Below are 18,153 nucleotides of genomic sequence, written 5' to 3'. Positions count from 1 at the left end.
CGCGTTCCTACACTCCGTGGGTGCGGAGGCAATCATGGACACCCCCACACTCCTCACCCACCTGGAGACGCACGCCGTCCCGCTCACGCTGCCCCGAGGCGGCACCCTGTGCTGGGACGACGCCGACCTGCACAGGGCCGCCTACACCGCCGACCCCGAGGGCTACGCGCTGCTCGCCCTGGCCCCCGGCGTGCGGCCCTGGCAGCGCGCCCGCGTCCTGCTGCAGGTGCTGGCCGCCTCCCAGGCCGGGCTCGACGACGCCACCCGCGCCACCCTGGCCCGCCTCGCCCGCGTCCTGACCCTGGCGCTGCCGCCCGCCCACGTCATCACCGTGCTGCTGGGCCTGCGCCGCCTGCGCGCCAACCACAAGCACACCACCCGCGCCGCGCTGCGGTTCGTCCTGGAGCACCCCGACGCCGACGCCCTCATCGCCGCGCGCCGCCCCGCCCTGCTGGACTCTTTCGAACACGCCCTGGGCAAGGCCACCGCACGCGGCTGCGCCCGCCGCATCGCCGACGGCGACACCGGCTCGGACTACCTGCAACGACGGCTGCTGCGGTTCCTGACCGCACCACACCACGCCCTCCGGCGCGTCCCCGCGCTGTACGCGGCGGGCCCGCAGGAGGCCACCGCCCCACACGAACCCGTGCTCGCCGTCGAACGCGCACGCCGGTACCCCGGCACCGTCACCGCCACCAACCGCGGCGACATCGCCGCCACCCTCGTCCACCTGTACCGCGGCGGCCCCGCCGAGGAACTGTACGTGGCGCTCGGCCGCTACCTGGCCGCCGCCGTCGCCGCCTACCCCCGCTTCCCGGGCACCGTCGCGCTCGTGCTGGACGCCTCGGCGTCCATGCGCGGCTACGGCGAACGCCAATGGGCCCTGATGTCGCAGGCCGCCGCGCTGCGCATGGTGCTGTCGCAGGTCTGCGACCGGGTGGAGGTCGTGGAGGTCGGCGGCGACGAACGCGTCCCGCGCGGCGCCACCGACCTGGCCACCGGCGTGCTGGACGCGCTGGCCGCCGGCCCCGACCTGGTCGCCGTGGTGTCCGACGGCTACGAGAACGTCTTCCCCGGCGACCTGGCCCGCGTCGCGGCCACCCTGCCGCACGTCGGCGTCACCACCCCCGTGCTGTTCTGCCACGCCATGTTCACGCCCACCGACGACCTGACCCTGCGCCGTCCCGCCCCGGCGCTGCCGCAACGCGGGTTCTGGCACCAGGACGACTTCGACGAACTGCTGCCCTGGATGTTCGGGCACTGCGCCGCCGGCGAGCCGTGGCTGCGCACCGCCCTGCGCACCCGCCTGGACGCCCTGGACCGGCAGGCCGCACAGATCGGAGGGATCGCCGCATGACGATCCGCGACACACCCGGCGCGACGTCCGGCGCCGCCACCACCACGCTGGACACCCTCATGCCCGGCCCGCTCAGCCTGGCCGGGCACCGCCTGGGCACCCCGCAGCGCGCCGGGGCGCTGACCATGGTCCCCATCTCCGGGCCCGCCTACCCGGGCATCGTCCCGCCCCGCCGCGGCCTCAAACTCGCCCGCGTCGACGGCTACGGCCGCGTCGAGCTGCACAACGGCGCCGCCGACGGCGTGGCGATCGTCCCGCTGCACATCGGCTACATCCAGGACGCCGCGCAGAACCACGCGCTGTGCCGCTCGGCGTTCATCGCCGCCGGGCAGAGCCTGATGTTCGAGGACGCCGCCTGCGTCCAGGCGTCCCAGGGCGGCTACCTCACCGAACGCGACCAGTGGTTCTTCGTCCTGCCCGTCGAACTGCGCGCCCGCGCACTGCAGCGGCGCGGCGTGCACGACTTCTCCAAGCTGTGGGACGACATCGCCGCCCTCAACCGCGGCTACGGGCTGCCGGCGCGCGGGCACCTGGAACAGATCCTGTCGCGCAAGCGTCCCGTGCTCACCCAGTTCCAGAGCCGCCTGGAACTGCAACCCGGGCAACTGGGCGCGCTGTTCTTCGTCGACGGACGGCTGGCCGGGCTGGAGCTGGCCCCCGACCCCGGCTACTTCGCCGACGTGTGGACCGCCCTGGTCTGCTTCGCCTACGGCGTCGCCGCCTGGCACGCCGAACAGCGGCACGCCGAGGCCGGGCCGCCTTCCGAGGCGCGGCCGTTTCCGGCCACCAGCCTGCCCGAGCTGCGCGCCGCGCTCGACCGCGACCGGGCCGCCCGCATCGCGCAGGTCGCCGGATGGCTGGCCGACGTCCCCACCGGCCCCGTCGAGGTCACCGAGGAGGAGCGTTACCTGGGCCTGCGGCTGTCCACGGTCACCGGCGCCCACCTGGCCGGGCAGGTCGTCACCGACGGGGACCGCGCCGTGTACGCCTCCCTGTTCGCCCCCTGGCCCGGCGACACCGCGCAGTGAGCCGGGCACGGGCCGAACCACGGCATGGGCGGCGGGGCCGCGGCGCGTGAGGCAGCGGCATAAACCGGTTGCTTCACGGGCCCGCGCCCACTTGAATGACGAGCGGGAACTGAGCCGGGCGCACCAGACGGACCCCAGATTCCAAGTCTGGCATTAACCGTCTGAGAAACGGTCACAACTCTGGTGGACGCGCCGGCCGCCCGTCCCGCCTTCTCACCCCCGCTCCGCGCGCTCCCTCGGGCGCCGGGCGACGGCGCGCGACGGCGGCGCCGGCGACGGCGGCGCGGTGACACGGCGAACGCGACCGGCGAGCGGGCGACGTCGTGGACGTCTGCCGTTGACGGGCCCCGCGCGGATGTCTAGCGTGCCGGGGGAACACACATGATCATGGTCGTCCGGGGGCGGCGACGATGCCACCGCAGGGAGCCGTCATGCACCGTCGCCGACGCCTGTCCCTCCTGGCCGCCACCACCCTGGCCGCCACGCTGGTGACCCCGGTCACCGACGCCCTCGCCGCCCCGGGCAAGGACCCGCGGCTGACGCGGATCATCAAGGCGATGACCCTGGAGGAGAAGGCCGCCCAGCTGTTCGTGCTGCAGGTGTACGGCAAGAGCGCCGACACCACCGACCCCGCGGACGTGGCCCGCAACCGCCGCCTGTACGGCGTCGACAACGCCGCACAGGTCATCGCCCGCTACAAACCCGGCGGCATCATCTACTACGGCGCCGACCCCGCCAACGTCGACAACCCCCGCCAGCTGGCCGCCTTCTCCAACGGCATCCAGCGCGCCGCCCTGGCCCAGCGCGTCCCCGTCCCCGCGCTGATCTCCATCGACCAGGAGGGCGGCATCGTCGCCCGCGTGCAGCCGCCCGCCACCCAGTCGCCGGGCGCCATGGCGCTGGCCGCCGGACGCCGCCCCGCCGACGCCCGCGCCCTGGCCGCCGTCACCGCGCGGGAGCTGCGCGCCATCGGCGTCAACGCCGACTACGCCCCCGTCGCCGACGTCAACGTCAACCCCGCCAACCCCGTCATCGGGGTGCGGTCGTTCGGCTCCGACCCGGCACTGGTGTCGCGCATGGTCACCGCGCAGGTCGACGGGTACAGCACCGGCGGCGTGGCGCCCACCGTCAAGCACTTCCCCGGCCACGGAGACACCCGCACCGACAGCCACACCGGCGTGCCGCGCATCGAGCACACCCGCGAGCAGTGGGAGCGCCTGGACCTGCCGCCGTTCCGCGCGGCCATCGCACGCGGCGTCGACGCCATCATGACCGGGCACCTGGTCGTGCCCGCGCTCGACCCGTCCGGCGACCCGGCCACCCTGTCGCGGCCCATCCTCACCGGCATCCTGCGCCAGCGCCTCGGCTACCGCGGCGTCGTCGTCACCGACGCCCTGGACATGCAGGGCGTGCGCGACAAGTACGGCGACGACCGCGTCCCCGTGCTGGCGCTCAAGGCCGGCGCCGACATGCTGCTCAAACCGCCCGCCGACACCGCCGGGACCGGGCAGTTCCCCACCCAGCTGCGCGCCGTGGTCGAGGCCGTCAACAGCGGCGAGCTGACCGAACGCCGCCTCGACGAGTCCGTCTACCGCGTCCTGGAACTCAAGCGCAAGCGCGGCCTGTTCCGCGACCCGTTCGCCGACGAGTCCAAGGTCGACCGGGTCGTCGGCGCGGCCGCGCACCTGGCCGCCGCCCAGCGCGCCACCGACCGCACCACCACGCTGGTCAAGAACGACGCCGGGCTGCTGCCGCTGCGCCCCGGCGCCCGCAACGTGCTGGTCGCCGGATGGGGCGCCGCCACGACCCGCACCCTCGGCGAGGAGCTGGCCCGCCGCGGCGCCGCCGCCACCGTGCGCGAGACCGGGCTGAGCCCCACCCCGCAGCGCATCGACGAGACCGTCGCCGCGGCACGCGACGCCGACCTGGTCGTCGCCGTCACCAACCGCGCGTGGGACGTCAAGCCGTCCACGCCCACCGAACCCCACAACGGCCCCGGGCAGGCGAACCTGGTCAAGGCGCTGGTCGCCACCGGCAAGCCGGTCGTGGTCATCGCCGTGCGCGACCCGTACGACATCGCCTACTTCACCGAGGCGCCGACCTACCTGGCCACCTACTCCTACACCGCCGAGGCGCTGCGGTCGGCGGCCAAGGTGCTGTTCGGTGAGCTGGCGCCGTCGGGCAGGCTGCCGGTGACGATCCCGGTGGGCGGCGACTCCGGCCAGACCCTCTACCCCTTCGGCCACGGCCTCGGTTACACCCGCTGACCGCCCCCTAACCGCCCGCCGACGCACCGCCCGCCGAGCCGTCCGCCGACGTGCCGGTGGAGGCGTCGGCGGGCGGTTCGGCGATCGCGGCCGGCCGCGGCCGCGCCAGCCGCCGGTAGTCGGCGGTGTCCAGCGCCATCGACCGGTCCAGCCGCGCGGCGTTGAAGAAGATCTCCGCGTGCTCCAGCAGCGCCGGATCCACGACCAGCTCCAGGTCGGGATGGAAGGAGAACGGCAGGATCGTCCCGCTCACGCTGCCCGCCAGCCGCTCGGCGACCTCGGTGGCCGCGAACCCCGCGTAGCCGCCGCCCAGCAGCCGCTTGACCGCGCCCAGGTCCACGCGCCGGTCCCCGGGCACCACCGCCAGCACGTAGCGCCGCGTCTTCTTGTCCAGCTTCACCATCACCACGATGCACTTGGCCGCCTGCGCCGGATCGTTGCCGCGCATCGCGTTGACCAGATCGGTGCGGCCCTCGGGAGCGTGGTCGATGAGCCGGTAGCGGGCGCCGCCCCCCTCCAGCAGGCCGATCAGCCGGTCATAGGCCGAACCGCCACCGTCGCCGCCGCCGTCGGACGCGGTGGCCCCGCGGTCGTCTGTACGCAGGTCGGACACGTTCCCCCCAGGGCATTTAGGGACTTGGCTAAGTACATGAATACACCTGCGCGCCCTCCGGCGGAGCCGAAATCCGATCACCGTCCGCCGCATCCACGGTCCAGCCGTGCCGGCCCCGCGGAAAGGAGACCGGTCACCGCAGGTCGGTCGGCTGGAGGCTGATCGCTGATCCCTGGGCCGTGCGCATGCCTCATGGGCGCACGGGGAGAGGTAGCCGGACCGCCGGGGGAAGGGGCGCGGGGACCGGGTCCGCCCGGAAGGACTGGATCATCAGGGCCGCGAAGCGGCGCGAAGCCGCGACCCTCGTCTCCCGTGACGCGGCCCGGAGGCCCTCGTTCGCCATCAGCGCCAGCACGATGTCCTCCACCCCCACGTCCGTCCGCAGCCCGCCCGCCTCTCTCGCGCGCTGGACGAGTTCGGCCAGGCCGCGCAGCGCGCGGTCGCGGCTCTCGGCGAAGTGGAACACCTGGGGATACTGCGAGGCGAGAGCGCGGGCAAGGCTCCGGTCGAGGGCGTGCGCCGCCATCAACCCCTCGATCACCTGGCAGAACCCCTGCCAGGGGTCGGCGGCCGCCAAGCCCTCCTCGACGACCGCGACGCACGTGGCCATCTGCTCGGCGAAAGCCGCCGTGAGCAGCGCCTCCTTGGTCGGGAAGCGTCGATAGACGGTGGCCACGCCGACCTGCGCACGCCGGGCGATCTCCCGCATCGGCACGTCGAGGCCCTCGGCGGCGAAGGTGGCGCGGGCCACGTCCAGGATCCGTTCCCGATTGTCCCGGGCGTCCGAGCGCAGTTTCTGAACCACTTGGGCCGTCACCGCTCTCACTTTAGGGAGACGGACAGGGCGCTCCGTTACGGTCCGGCACATGAGAGCTGCCCAATTCTCGCAATACGGTCCACCCGGTGTCATGCACGTCGCCGAGGTCGAAGAGCCGCACGCCGGACCAGGCGAGATCCGCATCACCGTCCGGGCCTCGGGACTTTCGACCGGGGAGACCCTGATCCGCTCGGGGGCGCTGCGGGACGTGGTGCCCGTGACGCTGCCGCACCGGACCGGGATGGAGGCCGCGGGCGTGGTGGACGAGGTCGGCGACGGCGTCACGGGCGTCGGCGTCGGCGACGAGGTGTTCGGCATGACCGACCCGTCCGCGCGCGGCGCCAATGCCGACTACGCGGTCCTGGTGGCCTGGGCGCCGAGACCGGCCGCGTGGAGCTGGGAGGAGGCGGGCGGCGCCGCAGGCGGTGTCGAGACGGCCACCCGGGTCCTGGACCGGCTCGCGGTCGGCGCCGGCCACACCGTGCTGGTCCAGGGGGCGGCCGGTGGGGTGGGCACGATCGCCGTCCAGCTCGCGGTCGCCCGCGGTGCCGCCGTCATCGGTACGGCGAGCGAGCACAACCACGACTTCCTGCGCTCCCTCGGCGCCGTGCCGACGACGTACGGTCCGGGGCTGGCCGGCCGGGTCCGCGGGCTGGCGGCGAACGGGGTGGACGCGGTGTTCGACTGCGCCGGAGGGGCGCTGCCCGACCTGATCGAAATCGTCGGGGACGCGGCGCGCGTGGTGACGATCGCCGCCGACCTCACCGCCGCGGCCCACGGTGTGCACCTGTCGCACGGCGCGCCGGCCGACCGGACGGGCACGGCCTTGGGAGCCGGCGCCGACCCGCTGGCAGTGCACGGCCTCGCGACGGCGGTGACCCTCGCCGACGCGGGCCGGCTGCGGGTACCGGTCGCGGCGGCGTTCCCCCTCGACGAGATCGCAGCCGCACACGAACTGAGCGAGACCCGCCACGCCCGCGGCAAGATCGTGCTCGTGCACTGACGCGGCATCGATGTCTATCGGGTCACACCGGACATTCGAGGCATTGACGTAAATGATCGCTTACTTGAGCATGGGGGGCAGCGACGAGGGAAGGTGACGCGGCGGTGACCACCGAGCGGACCGGTCCGGCGATCGACGCCATCAATCTGAGCGACATGGGGTTCTGGGCCCGTCCACCGCGCGAGCGGGCCGCGGCGTTCGCGGTGCTGCGCGCCCAGCCCGGGCCGGTGCGCTATCCCGACCCGCCCGTCCCGTTCACCCGGCGCGGCGACGGCTTCTGGGCGCTGGTGCGGCACGCCGACGTCACCGAGGCCAGCCGCAACCCGCAGATCTTCAGCAGCGAGCCCAACGCCACCAGCGTCATCGACTCGCCGAGCTGGCTGAACCGCTACGTCGACTCCATGATCAACATGGACGATCCGCGGCACGCCAAGATCCGCCGCATCGTGTCCCGCGCCTTCACCCCGCGCATGCTGGCCAAGACCGACGACGACGTGCGGCGCCGCGCCGCCCGCATCGTCGACGACCTGATCGCCTCCGGCCCCGGCGACTTCGTCGCCAAGGTCGCCGTGCGGCTGCCGGTCGAGGTCATCTGCGACATGCTCGGCATCCCCGACCACTACCAGCCGCGCGTCGTCCGGCTCACCAACATCGTGCTGGGCAACACCGACCCCGAGTACACCGGCATCACGCCCGAGATGGGACGCCTGCGCACCGGCCTCGGCCTGGCCAAGGTCGCCTGGGCCGCCCGCGAGCTGCACCGCCTGGCCGCCCGCCTCGGCCGCGAACGCGTCGCCGCGCCGACCGGCGACCTGACCTCCGCGCTGGTGAACGCAAACGTCGACGGCGAGCGGCTGTCGGCCCGCGAGTTCGGCACGTTCTTCCTGCTGCTGGTGGTGGCGGGCAACGAGACCACGCGCAACGCCATCGCCCACGGGCTCAAGCTGTTCACCGACCATCCCGACCAGCGCGACCTGCTGCTGGACGACTTCGACGCGCGGATCGCCGGCGCCGTGGACGAGATCGTCCGCTACAGCACCCCGGTCATCTGCTTCCGCCGCAACCTCACCCGCGACCACGAGCTGAACGGCCATGCCCTCGCCAAGGGCGACAAGGTCATGCTGTTCTACAACTCCGCCAACCGCGACGAGGCCGTCTTCACCGACCCCGACCGGTTCGACATCACCCGCTCGCCCAACCCGCACGTCGGGTTCGGCGGTCCCGGACCGCACTACTGCCTGGGCGCCAACCTGGCCCGCCGCGAGATCACGGTGATGTTCCAGGAACTGTTCACCCGGCTGCCCGACATCCGCGCCGACGGCGAGCCCGACCTGCTGCTGTCCAGCTTCATCAACGGCATCAAACGCCTGCCCTGCACGTTCACCGCCCCCTGACCCGGGGCCGGTCGTCCCGCCGGGCCGTGGTCCAGCCGGGACCGGCCGGTCGCTATGCTGGGGCGAGCCCCGAGGACGACCCTCGAGGGAGCGGTGGTGGGGCCCACCGCCCCCGCCCACGTGCGGGGCAACCGCGTCCTTGTGAACAGGGACGCCAACGGTCCCTACCGATGACGTCGTCATACCGGTAGGAGATCCGCATGCCCGACGCCCGGACCGCCGCGCAGGTCGACCTGCACGCCGACCGGCCCCCCGCCCGGCGCCGCGTGCCGTGGGCGACGCTCGCGGTCATCTCCATCGGCGGGATGGCGGGCGCGCTCGCCCGCCACGGCGTCGCCGTGGCCTTCCCCCACGCGCCCGGCGGCTTCGCCTGGGCGACCTTCGGCGTCAACACCGCCGGATGCCTGCTGATCGGGGTGCTCATGGTCGCCATCACCGAGATCCGGGAGGCGCACCGGCTGGTCCGGCCGTTCCTGGGCGTGGGCGTGCTCGGCGGATTCACCACCTTCTCCACCTACGTCGTCGACGCCCAGCAGGCCCTGCAGGCCGGCGCGCCCAGGACCGCGCTGATCTACCTGGCCGCCACCCCCGCCGCCGCGCTGGCCGCGGTGTTCACCGGGGTGCACCTGACGCGCGCCCTGGCCCGCGCGGTCGCGCGCCGCCGCGAGGACCGCCCGCGCACGGAAGGACGACCATGAAGCTGGAAGGCTCCGCGCTCCGCCTGACGATCTTCGTGGGGGAGAGCGACACCTGGCACCACCGGCCGCTCTACCACGAGATCGTGCACCGCGCCCACGCCGCCGGGCTCGCCGGGGCCAGCGTGCTGCGCGGGATCGAGGGCTACGGGGCGTCCAGCCGCATCCACACCTCCCGCATCCTGTCGCTGTCGGAAGACCTCCCCCTGGCGATCATCATCGTGGACGCCGAGGACAGGATCCGCGCGTTCCTGCCCCAGCTGGACGAGCTGGTCGCCGAGGGCCTGGTCATCATCGATCCCGTCGAGGTGATCCGCTACGCCGGCCGCGGGGACGAGCGGTGAGCGTCCCGGCCGTGCTGCTGGTCGCGCTGGGCGCGGCGGTGGGCGCGCCGCTGCGGTACCTGGCCGACCGCTTCGTGCAGGCCCGCCACGACGGCGTCTTCCCCTGGGGCACCTTCACCGTCAACATCACCGGGTCGGCGCTGCTGGGCTTCCTGGCCGCCCTGCCCGCCGGGCACGGGACGATGACCCTGGCCGGCACCGGCCTGTGCGGAGCGCTCACCACCTACTCCACCCTCGGCTACGAGACGCTGCGCCTGGCCGAGGACGGCGCCCGCACCTACGCGGTGCTCAACGCCGCCGCCTCGATCGCGGCCGGACTGGGCGCCGCCTACTGCGGCATGGCGCTCGCCCAAGCCGTGTGACCGCGCCCGTCGCGGCGGGGGAGTACGCGCAGGCCCCCGGCGTACGCGGATTCGCGTAGTGCGGATGTAGCCCCACGGACGACGCCCGCGCAGGAACCGGACACCACGATGAACGGGTCAGCGCCCGACGCCCCGAAGGAACGGTCCGATGCCTGCTCCGACGACGAGTCCAGCCCACCCGCCACGACCGAGACTGCACGCGGCGGCAGCGCCGTTCCGGCGCCGCGTCGAACGCGCCGGTGTGGCGGTGGGCGCCGCGCTCATCGTCTCGGGCCTGTTCCACCTGGTCGTCTTCGCGGTGGACGGCGGACCGTGGGACGGGCCGGTGTCCTGGCGCAAGCCGGTCACCTTCGGGCTGTCGTTCGGCCTGACACTGATCACGGTGACCTGGGTCGCCACCCACCTGGCGCTGGGCGAACGCGCCCGCGCCGTGCTGCTGGGCGTGCTGACGGCCGACTGCGTCGTCGAGGTCGGCGGGATCACCCTGCAGGCCTGGCGGGGCGTGCCGTCCCATCTCAACCGGGAGACGTCGTTCGACTCGGCGGTGTCGACGGTGCTGGCGGCCGGAGGCGGCGTGCTCATCGTGGTGCTGACCGCCATGGCCGTCGCCGCCCTGCGGCCCAACCCGCGCGTCACCCCCAGCATGCTGCTGGCGGTGCGCGCCGGGTTCGCGACGCTGATGGCCGGGCTCGCCACCGGTGCCGCCATGATCGCCCGCGGGGTGATCGAGGCGTCGGCGGGCCACCAGCAGGAGGCCTACCGGGTGGCCGGCTTCCTCAAGCCCGTCCACGCCGTCAGCCTGCACGGCGTGCTGGTCCTGCCCGCCCTGGCCGCCGTGCTGTCCCTGACCGGCTGGCACGAGGCGCGCCGCACACGCGCGGTCGCGGCCGCGTCGGCCGCCTACGCCCTCGCGATCGCCGCGGCCCTGGCCTACTCCCTGCTGCGCTGACCCCGGCAGGCCACAGGCCGCCGGGGATCCGGCCGTCGACGTCACATCACGCCGCCGCCGACGGTCGAAGCTCGTTCAGCAGGGCCGCCAGGTCGGCGGGGCGGGAGAACATGGGCCAGTGGCCGGTCGGCAGGGAGTGGAAGGTCCACTCCGGCCCCGCCAGCATCGCGAACGCCGGGTTGCCGGCGGCCACCAGGTGCCGCACCGTGTCCAGCGGGAACGTGCAGGCGATCAACGCCTTGGGCGTCGGCGGGACCGTCGCCGGGCGCACCAGCGGCTGGGCGGCGGTGCGGAACGGTTGCGGTGTCGCGCGGCGGCGCATCCGCGCCAGGTGCTCTTCGGACAGGCCCTCCAGGCTCTGCGGGTCCTCGGCCGGGTCGAAGGCGGGCACCGGGATGCGCCAGCCGTCGCCCTCGTCGGCGACCTGCTTCTCGATCGCGGCCTGCTGCTCGGGCTCGTTGAAGTCCTGCTGCGCCCAGCCCGACGGCAGCGGGGCGCTGTCGACGTACACCACGCGCGCCAGGCGCTCGGGCGCACGGTCGGCGGCGCCGGTCACCGGCATGGTCGCCCCGCTGTGCGCGACCAGCACCACGTCGCGGCGGCCGTCGAGCACGGTCAGCACGTCGTTGACGTGGGTGTCGAGGTCGACCTCCGGTGTCGCCTCGTCCGCGCGTTCGGCCAGGCCGGTGAGCGTCACCGTGATCGCCTCGTGCCCGGCGGCGCGCAGGTCGCGCGCCACCTCCTCCCACGCCCACGCGCCCAGCCAGTAGCCCGGCACCAACACGAACGTCGCCATGGTCAAGCCCTCCCTGTTGTCTGGAGTCTCCACCGTAGAATCAAATCCGGTCAGACCACGTCCGGATTAATCGGGTGCCTTATGTCACATCCCACGACCCGCATGCTGGCCATGCTGGAGCTGCTGCAGGCCAACCACCGCATGGGCGGCGCCGAACTGGCGCGCCGGCTCGGCGTGGACGAACGCACCGTCCGGCGCTACGCCACCCGCCTGGAGGAGCTGGGCGTGCCCGTCGTGGCCGAACGGGGACGCTACGGCGGCTACCGGCTGATGCCCGGATACAAGCTGCCGCCGCTGATGCTGAACGACGACGAGGCCACCGCCGTCGTCCTGGGGCTGCTGGCCGGACGACGCGTCGGCCTCCCCGGCCAGGCCACCGAAAGCGCCCTGGCCAAGGTGCAGCGCGTCCTGCCCGCCGCGCTGCGCGAACGCGTGCAAGCCCTGCAGGACACCCTGGACTTCACCCTCGCGCCCCGCGACGCGGCCGCGCCCGCCACCGCGGCCCTGCTCACCCTCGCCGGTGCCGCCCGCGCGCGACGCCGCGTCCTGCTGCGCTACCGCTCCTGGCAGGGCACCGAAAGCGAACGTCAGCTCGACCCGTACGGGCTGGTGTTCCACTCCGGACGCTGGTACGTCACCGGGCACGACCACCGCAGCGGCGAGACGCGCACCTTCCGCGTCGACCGGGTGCTGTCGGCCGAGCCCAGCACCGACACCTACGACGTCCCCGACGACCTGGATCCCGTGCAGCACGTCACCCGGTCCCTGGCGCGCGTCCCCTACGCCCACCAGGTCGACGTCGTGCTGGACACCACGCTGGAGGAGGCGCGGCGCCGCGTCCCCGCCTCCACCGCCACGCTGTCGCGCGTGGACGGCGGCGTCCTGATGACCACCCGCGCCGACGACCTGGACGGCATGGCGCGCATGCTGGCCGGGCTGGGCTGGCCGTTCGTCATCCGCCGCCCCGCCGAGCTGCGCGACGCGGTACGCCGTCTCGCCGACACCCTCCGCGCCCACGCCGACAGAACCGGATGACCCGGCGCGCGGCCTCTAGGCGGGGTGGGCGTCCCAGTGGCGCCGCAGGTGGGGGACGAGGTCGCCCTGCTCATCGCCGCCAGGGACGGCGACGCGGCCGCCATCACCGACGGTCAGGCCGCCGTCGGGGAACTGCTCGACCGCCTGCTCGCCGCCTAGGCTCCCGGGAACCCGTTCTTACGCCGTCGACAGCCAGCGCACCCGGTGGGCCTCGGTGGGGTCGGGCGTCTCCCACCGGTCCACCAGCCGGGAGATCACCGCGTCGGGAACCGGGGCGGGACGGCCCCGGTTGCGTGCGCGCAGCACGTCCGGCGGCGCCTCCAGCGCCACCAGCTCGATCCGGCCCCCGTACCCCGCGATCAGGCCGGTGCACTGCTCGCGCAGCATGCGCGAGACGTTGGTGGCGTTCCACACGAACGACCGGCCCGCACGCAGGTGCTCGCGGGCCTGCTCGTGCGCCGCGGCCACCACCCGGCGCTGGTCGCCGGCCGGGTCCACGCCCAGCTCCGCGCGCAGGCGGTCCAGGCTCACCACCGGCCAGCCGGGACGGTGCCGGTCGATCCAGTGGTTCTTGCCGACCCCGGGCAGACCCGACAGCACCGTGACGTCCACGCGCGTGTCGTCGTAGGCGGCGTAGTCGGGGTCGCGGCCGGGTTTGCGGAAGTACCAGAACCGGGCGTGGTCGGACGGGAACCGGCGCGGCCGGTCCAGGCAGCGCTGCTCGGCGCAGTACTCCTCGTACAGCGCGATGTTGTCCAGCACCTCCCGGGTGTCGCCGCAGACGCGGCCGAGGATGTCGGCGGTGGCCAGCAGCACCAGGTCGTCGTTGCGCGCCAGCAGGCTCGCCCGGAAGGCGATCGGCTGCAGGTCGGGACGCTCCAACGCCCAGAACGGCACCTGGTGGTGACGCACCAGCGCCGCCACGTGCTCGCGCCAGGCGATCGGTGCGCCCAGCTCCCACAGGATCCGCCGCACCATCAGGTCACCGCGCCGCGAATGCCCGTGCGCGGTGATGCGGCCGTCGGCGTCGATCTGCGTGCAGTGCGGCTTGGCCACGTCGTGCAGCAGCACGGCCGCGAACAGCCGGACCCGCTCGCCGGCCGGGCGGGCGCGCCATCCGGGCAGCTCGGCCAGCGCCTCGCACGCCATCCGCGTGTGCGTCTCGACGTCGCCCTCGCCGTGGTGCACCGGGTCCTGCGGGACGCCCGCCATGCGGCGCACCCAGTCGAACGCCTCACGGATCTCCGGCCACGGCACCGTCCAGTGCGGCGGCGCCGGGCACAGCTCCTCAAAGACCCGCATACATCACCTCCGGGTCGGCCAGGCCGTTGGCGACGATCGGACGGTCCTGCCAGTGCGAGCCGGAGTCCAGGATGGTCGTCAGGAAACTGGGCCGCACCCACTTGTAGCGGCCCACGGTACGGCCGTCCTCCTCGACCTTGATGTAGAGGCCCTCCATGTACTCGGAACCGTCGGTCTCGGACGCGACCCGCCCGGGGTCCGCGCCGCCCGCCAGCGCCGCCTCACGCAGGGCGTCCTTCCAGCGCGGCGTACGGCACGTGGACGGCCCCAGCAACGCCGTCAGCTCCGACACCCGCTGCAACGGCCCGGTGTGCAGGACGGGCACCGACACGACGGGCGTGCCCTCGAGCAGTTCCCGGCGGCGTTGCGTGGACAGGAACGTCCCGTCCTCCTGGTCGAGCACGTCGAACTCGCAGAAATAGTGGGGGAGCGCGTCATAGAACATGGTGTGCTTGGCGTACAGCCACTCCCCGTACAGCACGTAACGGTCGCGCAGGCGCGGCCACAGCACCTGCTGCATCGACGACGCCCACGCCTTGAGCGGCCCGAACTGCCGTTCCCGCGGCCCTCCGGTCAGGAAATGCCCCCGGCTCTGCAACCGCAGCTCCCCGTCGGGACCGAAGCTGATGCCCGCGTTCGCCCCGTCCAGCTTCTCCTCCACCACCAGGTACCGCCCGGCGATCTCCCGGAACGGCACGGCGGCCACGTCGTGGTCGCCGGGCTGCAGCCGGGACCCCTCGATATGAGGAGTACGGGGATATTTGCGGATCATGCCGACCGTTCTAACCGACCCAGCGACGGCCGACCAACCGAATTTCCCCCTCGGGGCCGCGCCGCGGGGCTCCGCGACCGCTCGAACCGTGCCGATAGCATTTGCGGATGGGCGAAGGGGGAGTACCGGGGCTGCCGGTCGTCGCCGACATGGACCCCAGGCGGGCGCACACCGCGCTCAGCCTGCTGGCCGACCGGCGATGGTGGACACTGGCCGATCTGATCCGCGAAACGGCCGCGCCCAGACGCTCGGTCGAGTCCCTGCTGGCCGCGCTGTCCCTGGAACGCGCAGGCGACGGCCGGTTCCGCCTCACGCCCGAGCAGGCCGAGCGGATCGCCGGGGCCCTGCGCACCGGGCACCGCCCCCTCGAACCGGCCGACCCGGTGGCGCACCTGCTGCCCGAGCACGCCGCCGTGGTGGAGCGGATGGACGCGCTCATCAGGCGGGCGCCGCGCGGCCGGCACGTCCTCGACCACGTCGCCGCCACGCCCGACACCGTCGTGCGCCGGGCGCTGCTGCTGGGCGCCCGGTTCTGGCTGCCGGGCACGCGGCTGCTGTGCGTGGGCGACCACGACCTGACCTCGCTGGCCGTCGGCATGATCCACCCCGACGTCGAGACCACCGTCGTGGACGTCGACGAACGCATCCTGGCCTACATCGACGCGAGCGCCGCCGACCTCGGCCTCAACGTGCGGACCCGCTGGGCCGACCTGCGTCTCGGCCTGCCGCCGTCGGCCGCCGGCCACGCCGACCTGGCCGTCACCGACCCGCCGTACACCGCCGAGGGCGTCGGGCTGTTCGTGGCCCGCGCGCTGGAGGGGCTCCGCGACCACGCGCACGGCCGGGTGCTGCTGGCCTACGGGGCCAGCGACCGCACCCCCATGCTCGCGCTGAAGGTCCAGAACGCCCTGCGCGACCTCAACCTCGTCACCGAGGCCGTCTACCCCGACTTCAACCGGTACTTCGGCGCCGAGGCCATCGGCTCGGCCGCCGACCTGTACCTGCTGCGTCCCACCGGCAAGAGCCTGCCCGCCGCCACCGCCCGCGCCGAACGGTTCAGCGCCGCGATCTACACCCAGGGCCCGCAGGCCGTCGAATCCCGGGCGGCGCTGCGGCTCACCGCCGACGACCTGGCCGACCTGCGGCCCGGCGTGCTGGTGGGGGACTGGCCCAAGCAGGTTCTCCCGGGCGTGCCCAGGGCCCGGCTGACGACCTGGCTGGCCAAGCCGTACGCGGCGACCGTCCGGCACGCCGCCGTCGCGCTGCCCGCGGGACTGGAACCGGCGCTGGTGCGCACCCTGCTGGCCACGCGCGCCGAGCACGTCCGGGTGTTCCTGGCCGAACCGCCGGACGACCTGGCGGACGCGGCCGCGCTGCTGCGACCGGTGTACGAGCTGACCGCCCACGGCCCGGTGGTGGACGCGGTGCGCACACCGCCCGCCCCGGACGACGACGCGGCCCGCGTCCTGCGCGCGATCATGGACCGGGCGCACGGGAAGATCGCCAACGCCTGGCGCGACCAGCTGATCGCCCTGCACGACGGCCTCACCAAACGGCAGGCGCGCACCGTGGTCGCCGACACCGCGCCGTGGGCCCACGACGTCACGCCGCTGGAGCTGCCGGCGCACCGCCTGCGCGCGCTGCCCGACGCCGTCCGCGCCTCGCTGCGTGCGGCGGCGGGGGTCACCGCCGCGGCGCCGGCGGCCGGGTGAGACCGCCGGCCTTGCGCTCCAGGTAGCGCTGCTCGGCCAGGCTGGTGGTCAGCCGCGCCGCCGTCCGGTAGCAGTCGCGGGCGCCGTCGGCGTCACCGGCCATCTCCAGCAGGTGCGCGCGTACCGCGTGCAGCCGGTGGTGCCGGGACAGGCGGCCGTCCTCCTCCAACGCCTTCAACCGGTCGAGCCCGGCGCCGGGACCGTGCGCCATCGCCATGGCCACCGCGTGGTTGAGCGCGACCATCGGGCCCGGCGCGATGGTCTGCAGCAGGTCGTACAACCCCAGGATCTGCGGCCAGTCGGTGTCCTCGGCACGTGCGGCCTCGGCGTGCACGGCGGCGATCGCGGCCTGCAGCTGGTACGGGCCCAGCGGGCACCGCGACAGCGCCTCGGCGATCAGCGCGGTGCCCTCGGCGACGGCGTCCCGGTCCCACAGGCCGCGGTCCTGCTCGGCCAGCGGCACCAGCTCGCCGTCGGCGTCGGTACGGGCCGCGCGGCGCGCGTCGGTCAGCAGCATCAACGCCAGCAGGCCCGCGACCTCACCGTCGTCCGGCAGCAGCCGCCGCAGCATCCGCGCCAGCCGGATCGCCTCGCCGCTGAGCTCCTGGCGCCGCAGCTCGGGGCCGTCGGTCGCGGTGTACCCCTCGTTGAAGACCAGGTACAGCACGTGCAGCACCGCCCGCAGCCGCTCGGCGCGCTCGGCCGCGCCGGGCATCGCGAACCGCGCCCCGGCGGCCCGGACCCGCTGCTTGGCGCGGCTGATGCGCTGCGCCATCGTCGCCTCGGGCACCAGGAACGCGCGGGCGATCTGCGCGGTGGTCAGGCCCCCGACGGCCCGCAGCGTCAGCGCCACCTGCGACGCCTTCGACAGCGCCGGATGGCAGCACAGGAACAGCAGCGTCAGCGTGTCGTCGTGCCTGGCCGGGGACCCGGCGTCGGCGGCGGGCGCCAGGAACCGGTCCGGCGGCTGCAGCGCCGCGACCGCGGCCTCCCGTTCGCGCCGCGCCCGGTCGCTGCGCACCTGGTCGGTCAGCCGCCGCGCCGCCACCGTGATCAGCCAGCCGCGCGGGCTGGCGGGCACGCCGTCGCGCGGCCACTGCACGGCGGCGGCCAGCAGCGCCTCCTGCACCGCGTCCTCGCAGGCGCCGAAGTCGCCGTAGCGGCGCACGAGCGGGCCGAGGACCCGCGGCGCCAGTTCGCGCAGCAGGTCCTCGACGTCCGCGGCGGGCTCGGTCACACGTCCGCCCCGGTGGAGAACACCACCGGCCGCACCTCCACGCCCAGCAGCCGCGCCTCCGGCATCGTCGCGGCGATCTCCAGGGCGCGCTCGCGGCTGTCGCACTCGACCACGTAGAACCCGGCCAGGTGCTCCTTGGACTCGGCGAACGGGCCGTCGGTCACCACCGTCGCCCCGCCCTCCTCCACCCGCACCACCGCGCTGGTGGACGGGTCGCCGAGGGCGTGCGTGCCGACGAACTCGCCGGACTCCTTCAGCGCCCGCTGGAACGGCTCGTGCGCGTTCATGATCTCGTTGCGCTGCTCCTCGGTCAGCGCGTCGAACGCCGCCGGGTTCATGTGGATCATCAGCAGATACTTCATGTCTGGTCTCCGGTCTCGGTCTCCGTGTTGCGGGCTGTCCGGCGCCCTGGACGGGCACCGTCGCCCCTTGAGTCGGAGCGGCCGGCCCGGGCTCGACATCCCAGCCGA

Annotated in this window: 19 protein-coding genes; 12 read left to right on the top strand and 7 right to left on the bottom strand. The window is 74.1% G+C overall.

Translation table 11 applies throughout. From position 1 onward, the window contains the following. Positions 1-34 precede the first annotated feature (34 nt). The 3 genes from ABD811_RS13545 (at position 35) to ABD811_RS13535 (ending at position 4,652) form a co-directional block, all read left to right on the top strand. Positions 35-1,357 carry a hypothetical protein gene (locus tag ABD811_RS13545; RefSeq protein WP_344946181.1) on the top strand — a complete coding sequence of 441 codons (1,323 nt, stop codon included), beginning with the start codon at positions 35-37 and terminating at the stop codon, positions 1,355-1,357. Then, on the top strand, positions 1,354-2,385 hold the full coding sequence (locus tag ABD811_RS13540) for an ARPP-1 family domain-containing protein (RefSeq protein WP_344946179.1): 1,032 nt from the start codon (positions 1,354-1,356) through the stop codon (positions 2,383-2,385). The genes ABD811_RS13545 and ABD811_RS13540 overlap by 4 nt, the downstream gene beginning before the upstream one ends. Positions 2,386-2,816: 431 nt before the next feature. After that, positions 2,817-4,652 (top strand): glycoside hydrolase family 3 protein, encoded by a 1,836-nt coding sequence (locus ABD811_RS13535; protein ID WP_344946176.1) that lies wholly within the window; start codon positions 2,817-2,819, stop codon positions 4,650-4,652. Between the two features lie 7 nt (positions 4,653-4,659). On the opposite strand, the gene ABD811_RS13530 is transcribed toward ABD811_RS13535, so the two are convergent. Continuing rightward, positions 4,660-5,265: a YbaK/EbsC family protein gene (locus ABD811_RS13530; RefSeq protein WP_344946174.1), complete on the bottom strand. Its 606-nt coding sequence runs from the start codon at positions 5,263-5,265 to the stop codon at positions 4,660-4,662. A 190-nt stretch (positions 5,266-5,455) separates the two neighbouring features. Next, the gene (locus ABD811_RS13525; protein WP_344946171.1) at positions 5,456-6,082 is read right to left on the bottom strand and encodes a TetR/AcrR family transcriptional regulator; all 627 of its coding nucleotides are present in this window, start codon (positions 6,080-6,082) and stop codon (positions 5,456-5,458) included. A 49-nt stretch (positions 6,083-6,131) separates the two neighbouring features. Between ABD811_RS13525 and ABD811_RS13520 the strand changes: the two genes are divergently transcribed. The 6 genes from ABD811_RS13520 to ABD811_RS13495 all read left to right on the top strand — a co-directional run bounded on the left by ABD811_RS13520 (position 6,132) and on the right by ABD811_RS13495 (position 10,829). Next, entirely contained in the window at positions 6,132-7,085 is a 954-nt protein-coding gene (locus ABD811_RS13520; RefSeq protein WP_344946168.1) for an NADP-dependent oxidoreductase, read from the top strand. 155 nt (positions 7,086-7,240) lie between these two features. Then, positions 7,241-8,479 (top strand): cytochrome P450, encoded by a 1,239-nt coding sequence (locus tag ABD811_RS13515; protein ID WP_344946439.1) that lies wholly within the window; start codon positions 7,241-7,243, stop codon positions 8,477-8,479. 200 nt (positions 8,480-8,679) lie between these two features. Then, positions 8,680-9,177, top strand: a complete 498-nt coding sequence (locus tag ABD811_RS13510; RefSeq protein WP_344946166.1) for a fluoride efflux transporter FluC — start codon at positions 8,680-8,682, stop codon at positions 9,175-9,177. Further along, entirely contained in the window at positions 9,174-9,518 is a 345-nt protein-coding gene (locus ABD811_RS13505) for a DUF190 domain-containing protein (protein WP_344946163.1), read from the top strand. Before ABD811_RS13510 ends, ABD811_RS13505 begins: the two co-directional genes overlap by 4 nt. Next, positions 9,515-9,880 (top strand): fluoride efflux transporter FluC, encoded by a 366-nt coding sequence (locus tag ABD811_RS13500; protein ID WP_344946161.1) that lies wholly within the window; start codon positions 9,515-9,517, stop codon positions 9,878-9,880. The genes ABD811_RS13505 and ABD811_RS13500 overlap by 4 nt, the downstream gene beginning before the upstream one ends. Positions 9,881-10,028: 148 nt before the next feature. Beyond that, positions 10,029-10,829: a hypothetical protein gene (locus ABD811_RS13495; RefSeq protein ID WP_344946158.1), complete on the top strand. Its 801-nt coding sequence runs from the start codon at positions 10,029-10,031 to the stop codon at positions 10,827-10,829. Positions 10,830-10,875: 46 nt separating this feature from the next. On the opposite strand, the gene ABD811_RS13490 is transcribed toward ABD811_RS13495, so the two are convergent. Then, entirely contained in the window at positions 10,876-11,625 is a 750-nt protein-coding gene (locus ABD811_RS13490) for an alpha/beta fold hydrolase (protein WP_344946155.1), read from the bottom strand. 81 nt (positions 11,626-11,706) lie between these two features. Here ABD811_RS13490 and ABD811_RS13485 point away from each other — a divergent pair, with 81 nt between their 5' ends. Together ABD811_RS13485 and ABD811_RS13480 are read left to right on the top strand one after the other, a co-directional pair. Next, positions 11,707-12,660, top strand: a complete 954-nt coding sequence (locus ABD811_RS13485) for a helix-turn-helix transcriptional regulator (RefSeq protein ID WP_344946152.1) — start codon at positions 11,707-11,709, stop codon at positions 12,658-12,660. 24 nt (positions 12,661-12,684) lie between these two features. After that, positions 12,685-12,819: a hypothetical protein gene (locus ABD811_RS13480; protein WP_344946149.1), complete on the top strand. Its 135-nt coding sequence runs from the start codon at positions 12,685-12,687 to the stop codon at positions 12,817-12,819. Between the two features lie 18 nt (positions 12,820-12,837). Here the strand turns inward: ABD811_RS13480 and ABD811_RS13475 are convergent, their stop codons facing one another. Both ABD811_RS13475 and ABD811_RS13470 read right to left on the bottom strand, forming a co-directional pair. Further along, a complete protein-coding gene (locus ABD811_RS13475) occupies positions 12,838-13,962 on the bottom strand; it encodes an AAA family ATPase (RefSeq protein WP_344946145.1) in 1,125 nt (374 codons plus the stop codon). Continuing rightward, entirely contained in the window at positions 13,949-14,734 is a 786-nt protein-coding gene (locus ABD811_RS13470; RefSeq protein WP_344946142.1) for an RNA ligase family protein, read from the bottom strand. The genes ABD811_RS13475 and ABD811_RS13470 overlap by 14 nt, the downstream gene beginning before the upstream one ends. Before the next feature lie 107 nt (positions 14,735-14,841). Here ABD811_RS13470 and ABD811_RS13465 point away from each other — a divergent pair, with 107 nt between their 5' ends. After that, positions 14,842-16,446, top strand: a complete 1,605-nt coding sequence (locus ABD811_RS13465) for a bis-aminopropyl spermidine synthase family protein (RefSeq protein WP_344946139.1) — start codon at positions 14,842-14,844, stop codon at positions 16,444-16,446. Here ABD811_RS13465 and ABD811_RS13460 read toward each other — a convergent pair. Together ABD811_RS13460 and ABD811_RS13455 are read right to left on the bottom strand one after the other, a co-directional pair. Continuing rightward, on the bottom strand, positions 16,418-17,683 hold the full coding sequence (locus tag ABD811_RS13460; RefSeq protein ID WP_344946137.1) for an RNA polymerase sigma factor: 1,266 nt from the start codon (positions 17,681-17,683) through the stop codon (positions 16,418-16,420). The genes ABD811_RS13465 and ABD811_RS13460 overlap by 29 nt on opposite strands. Next, a complete protein-coding gene (locus tag ABD811_RS13455; protein ID WP_344946134.1) occupies positions 17,680-18,045 on the bottom strand; it encodes a YciI family protein in 366 nt (121 codons plus the stop codon). The genes ABD811_RS13460 and ABD811_RS13455 overlap by 4 nt, the downstream gene beginning before the upstream one ends. Positions 18,046-18,153: the final 108 nt, after the last annotated feature.

It is taken from the genome of Actinomadura miaoliensis, assembly GCF_039536785.1.
Taxonomy (GTDB): Bacteria; Actinomycetota; Actinomycetes; order Streptosporangiales; family Streptosporangiaceae; genus Spirillospora; species Spirillospora miaoliensis.
This window is presented reverse-complemented; position numbering and strand designations above follow the sequence as displayed.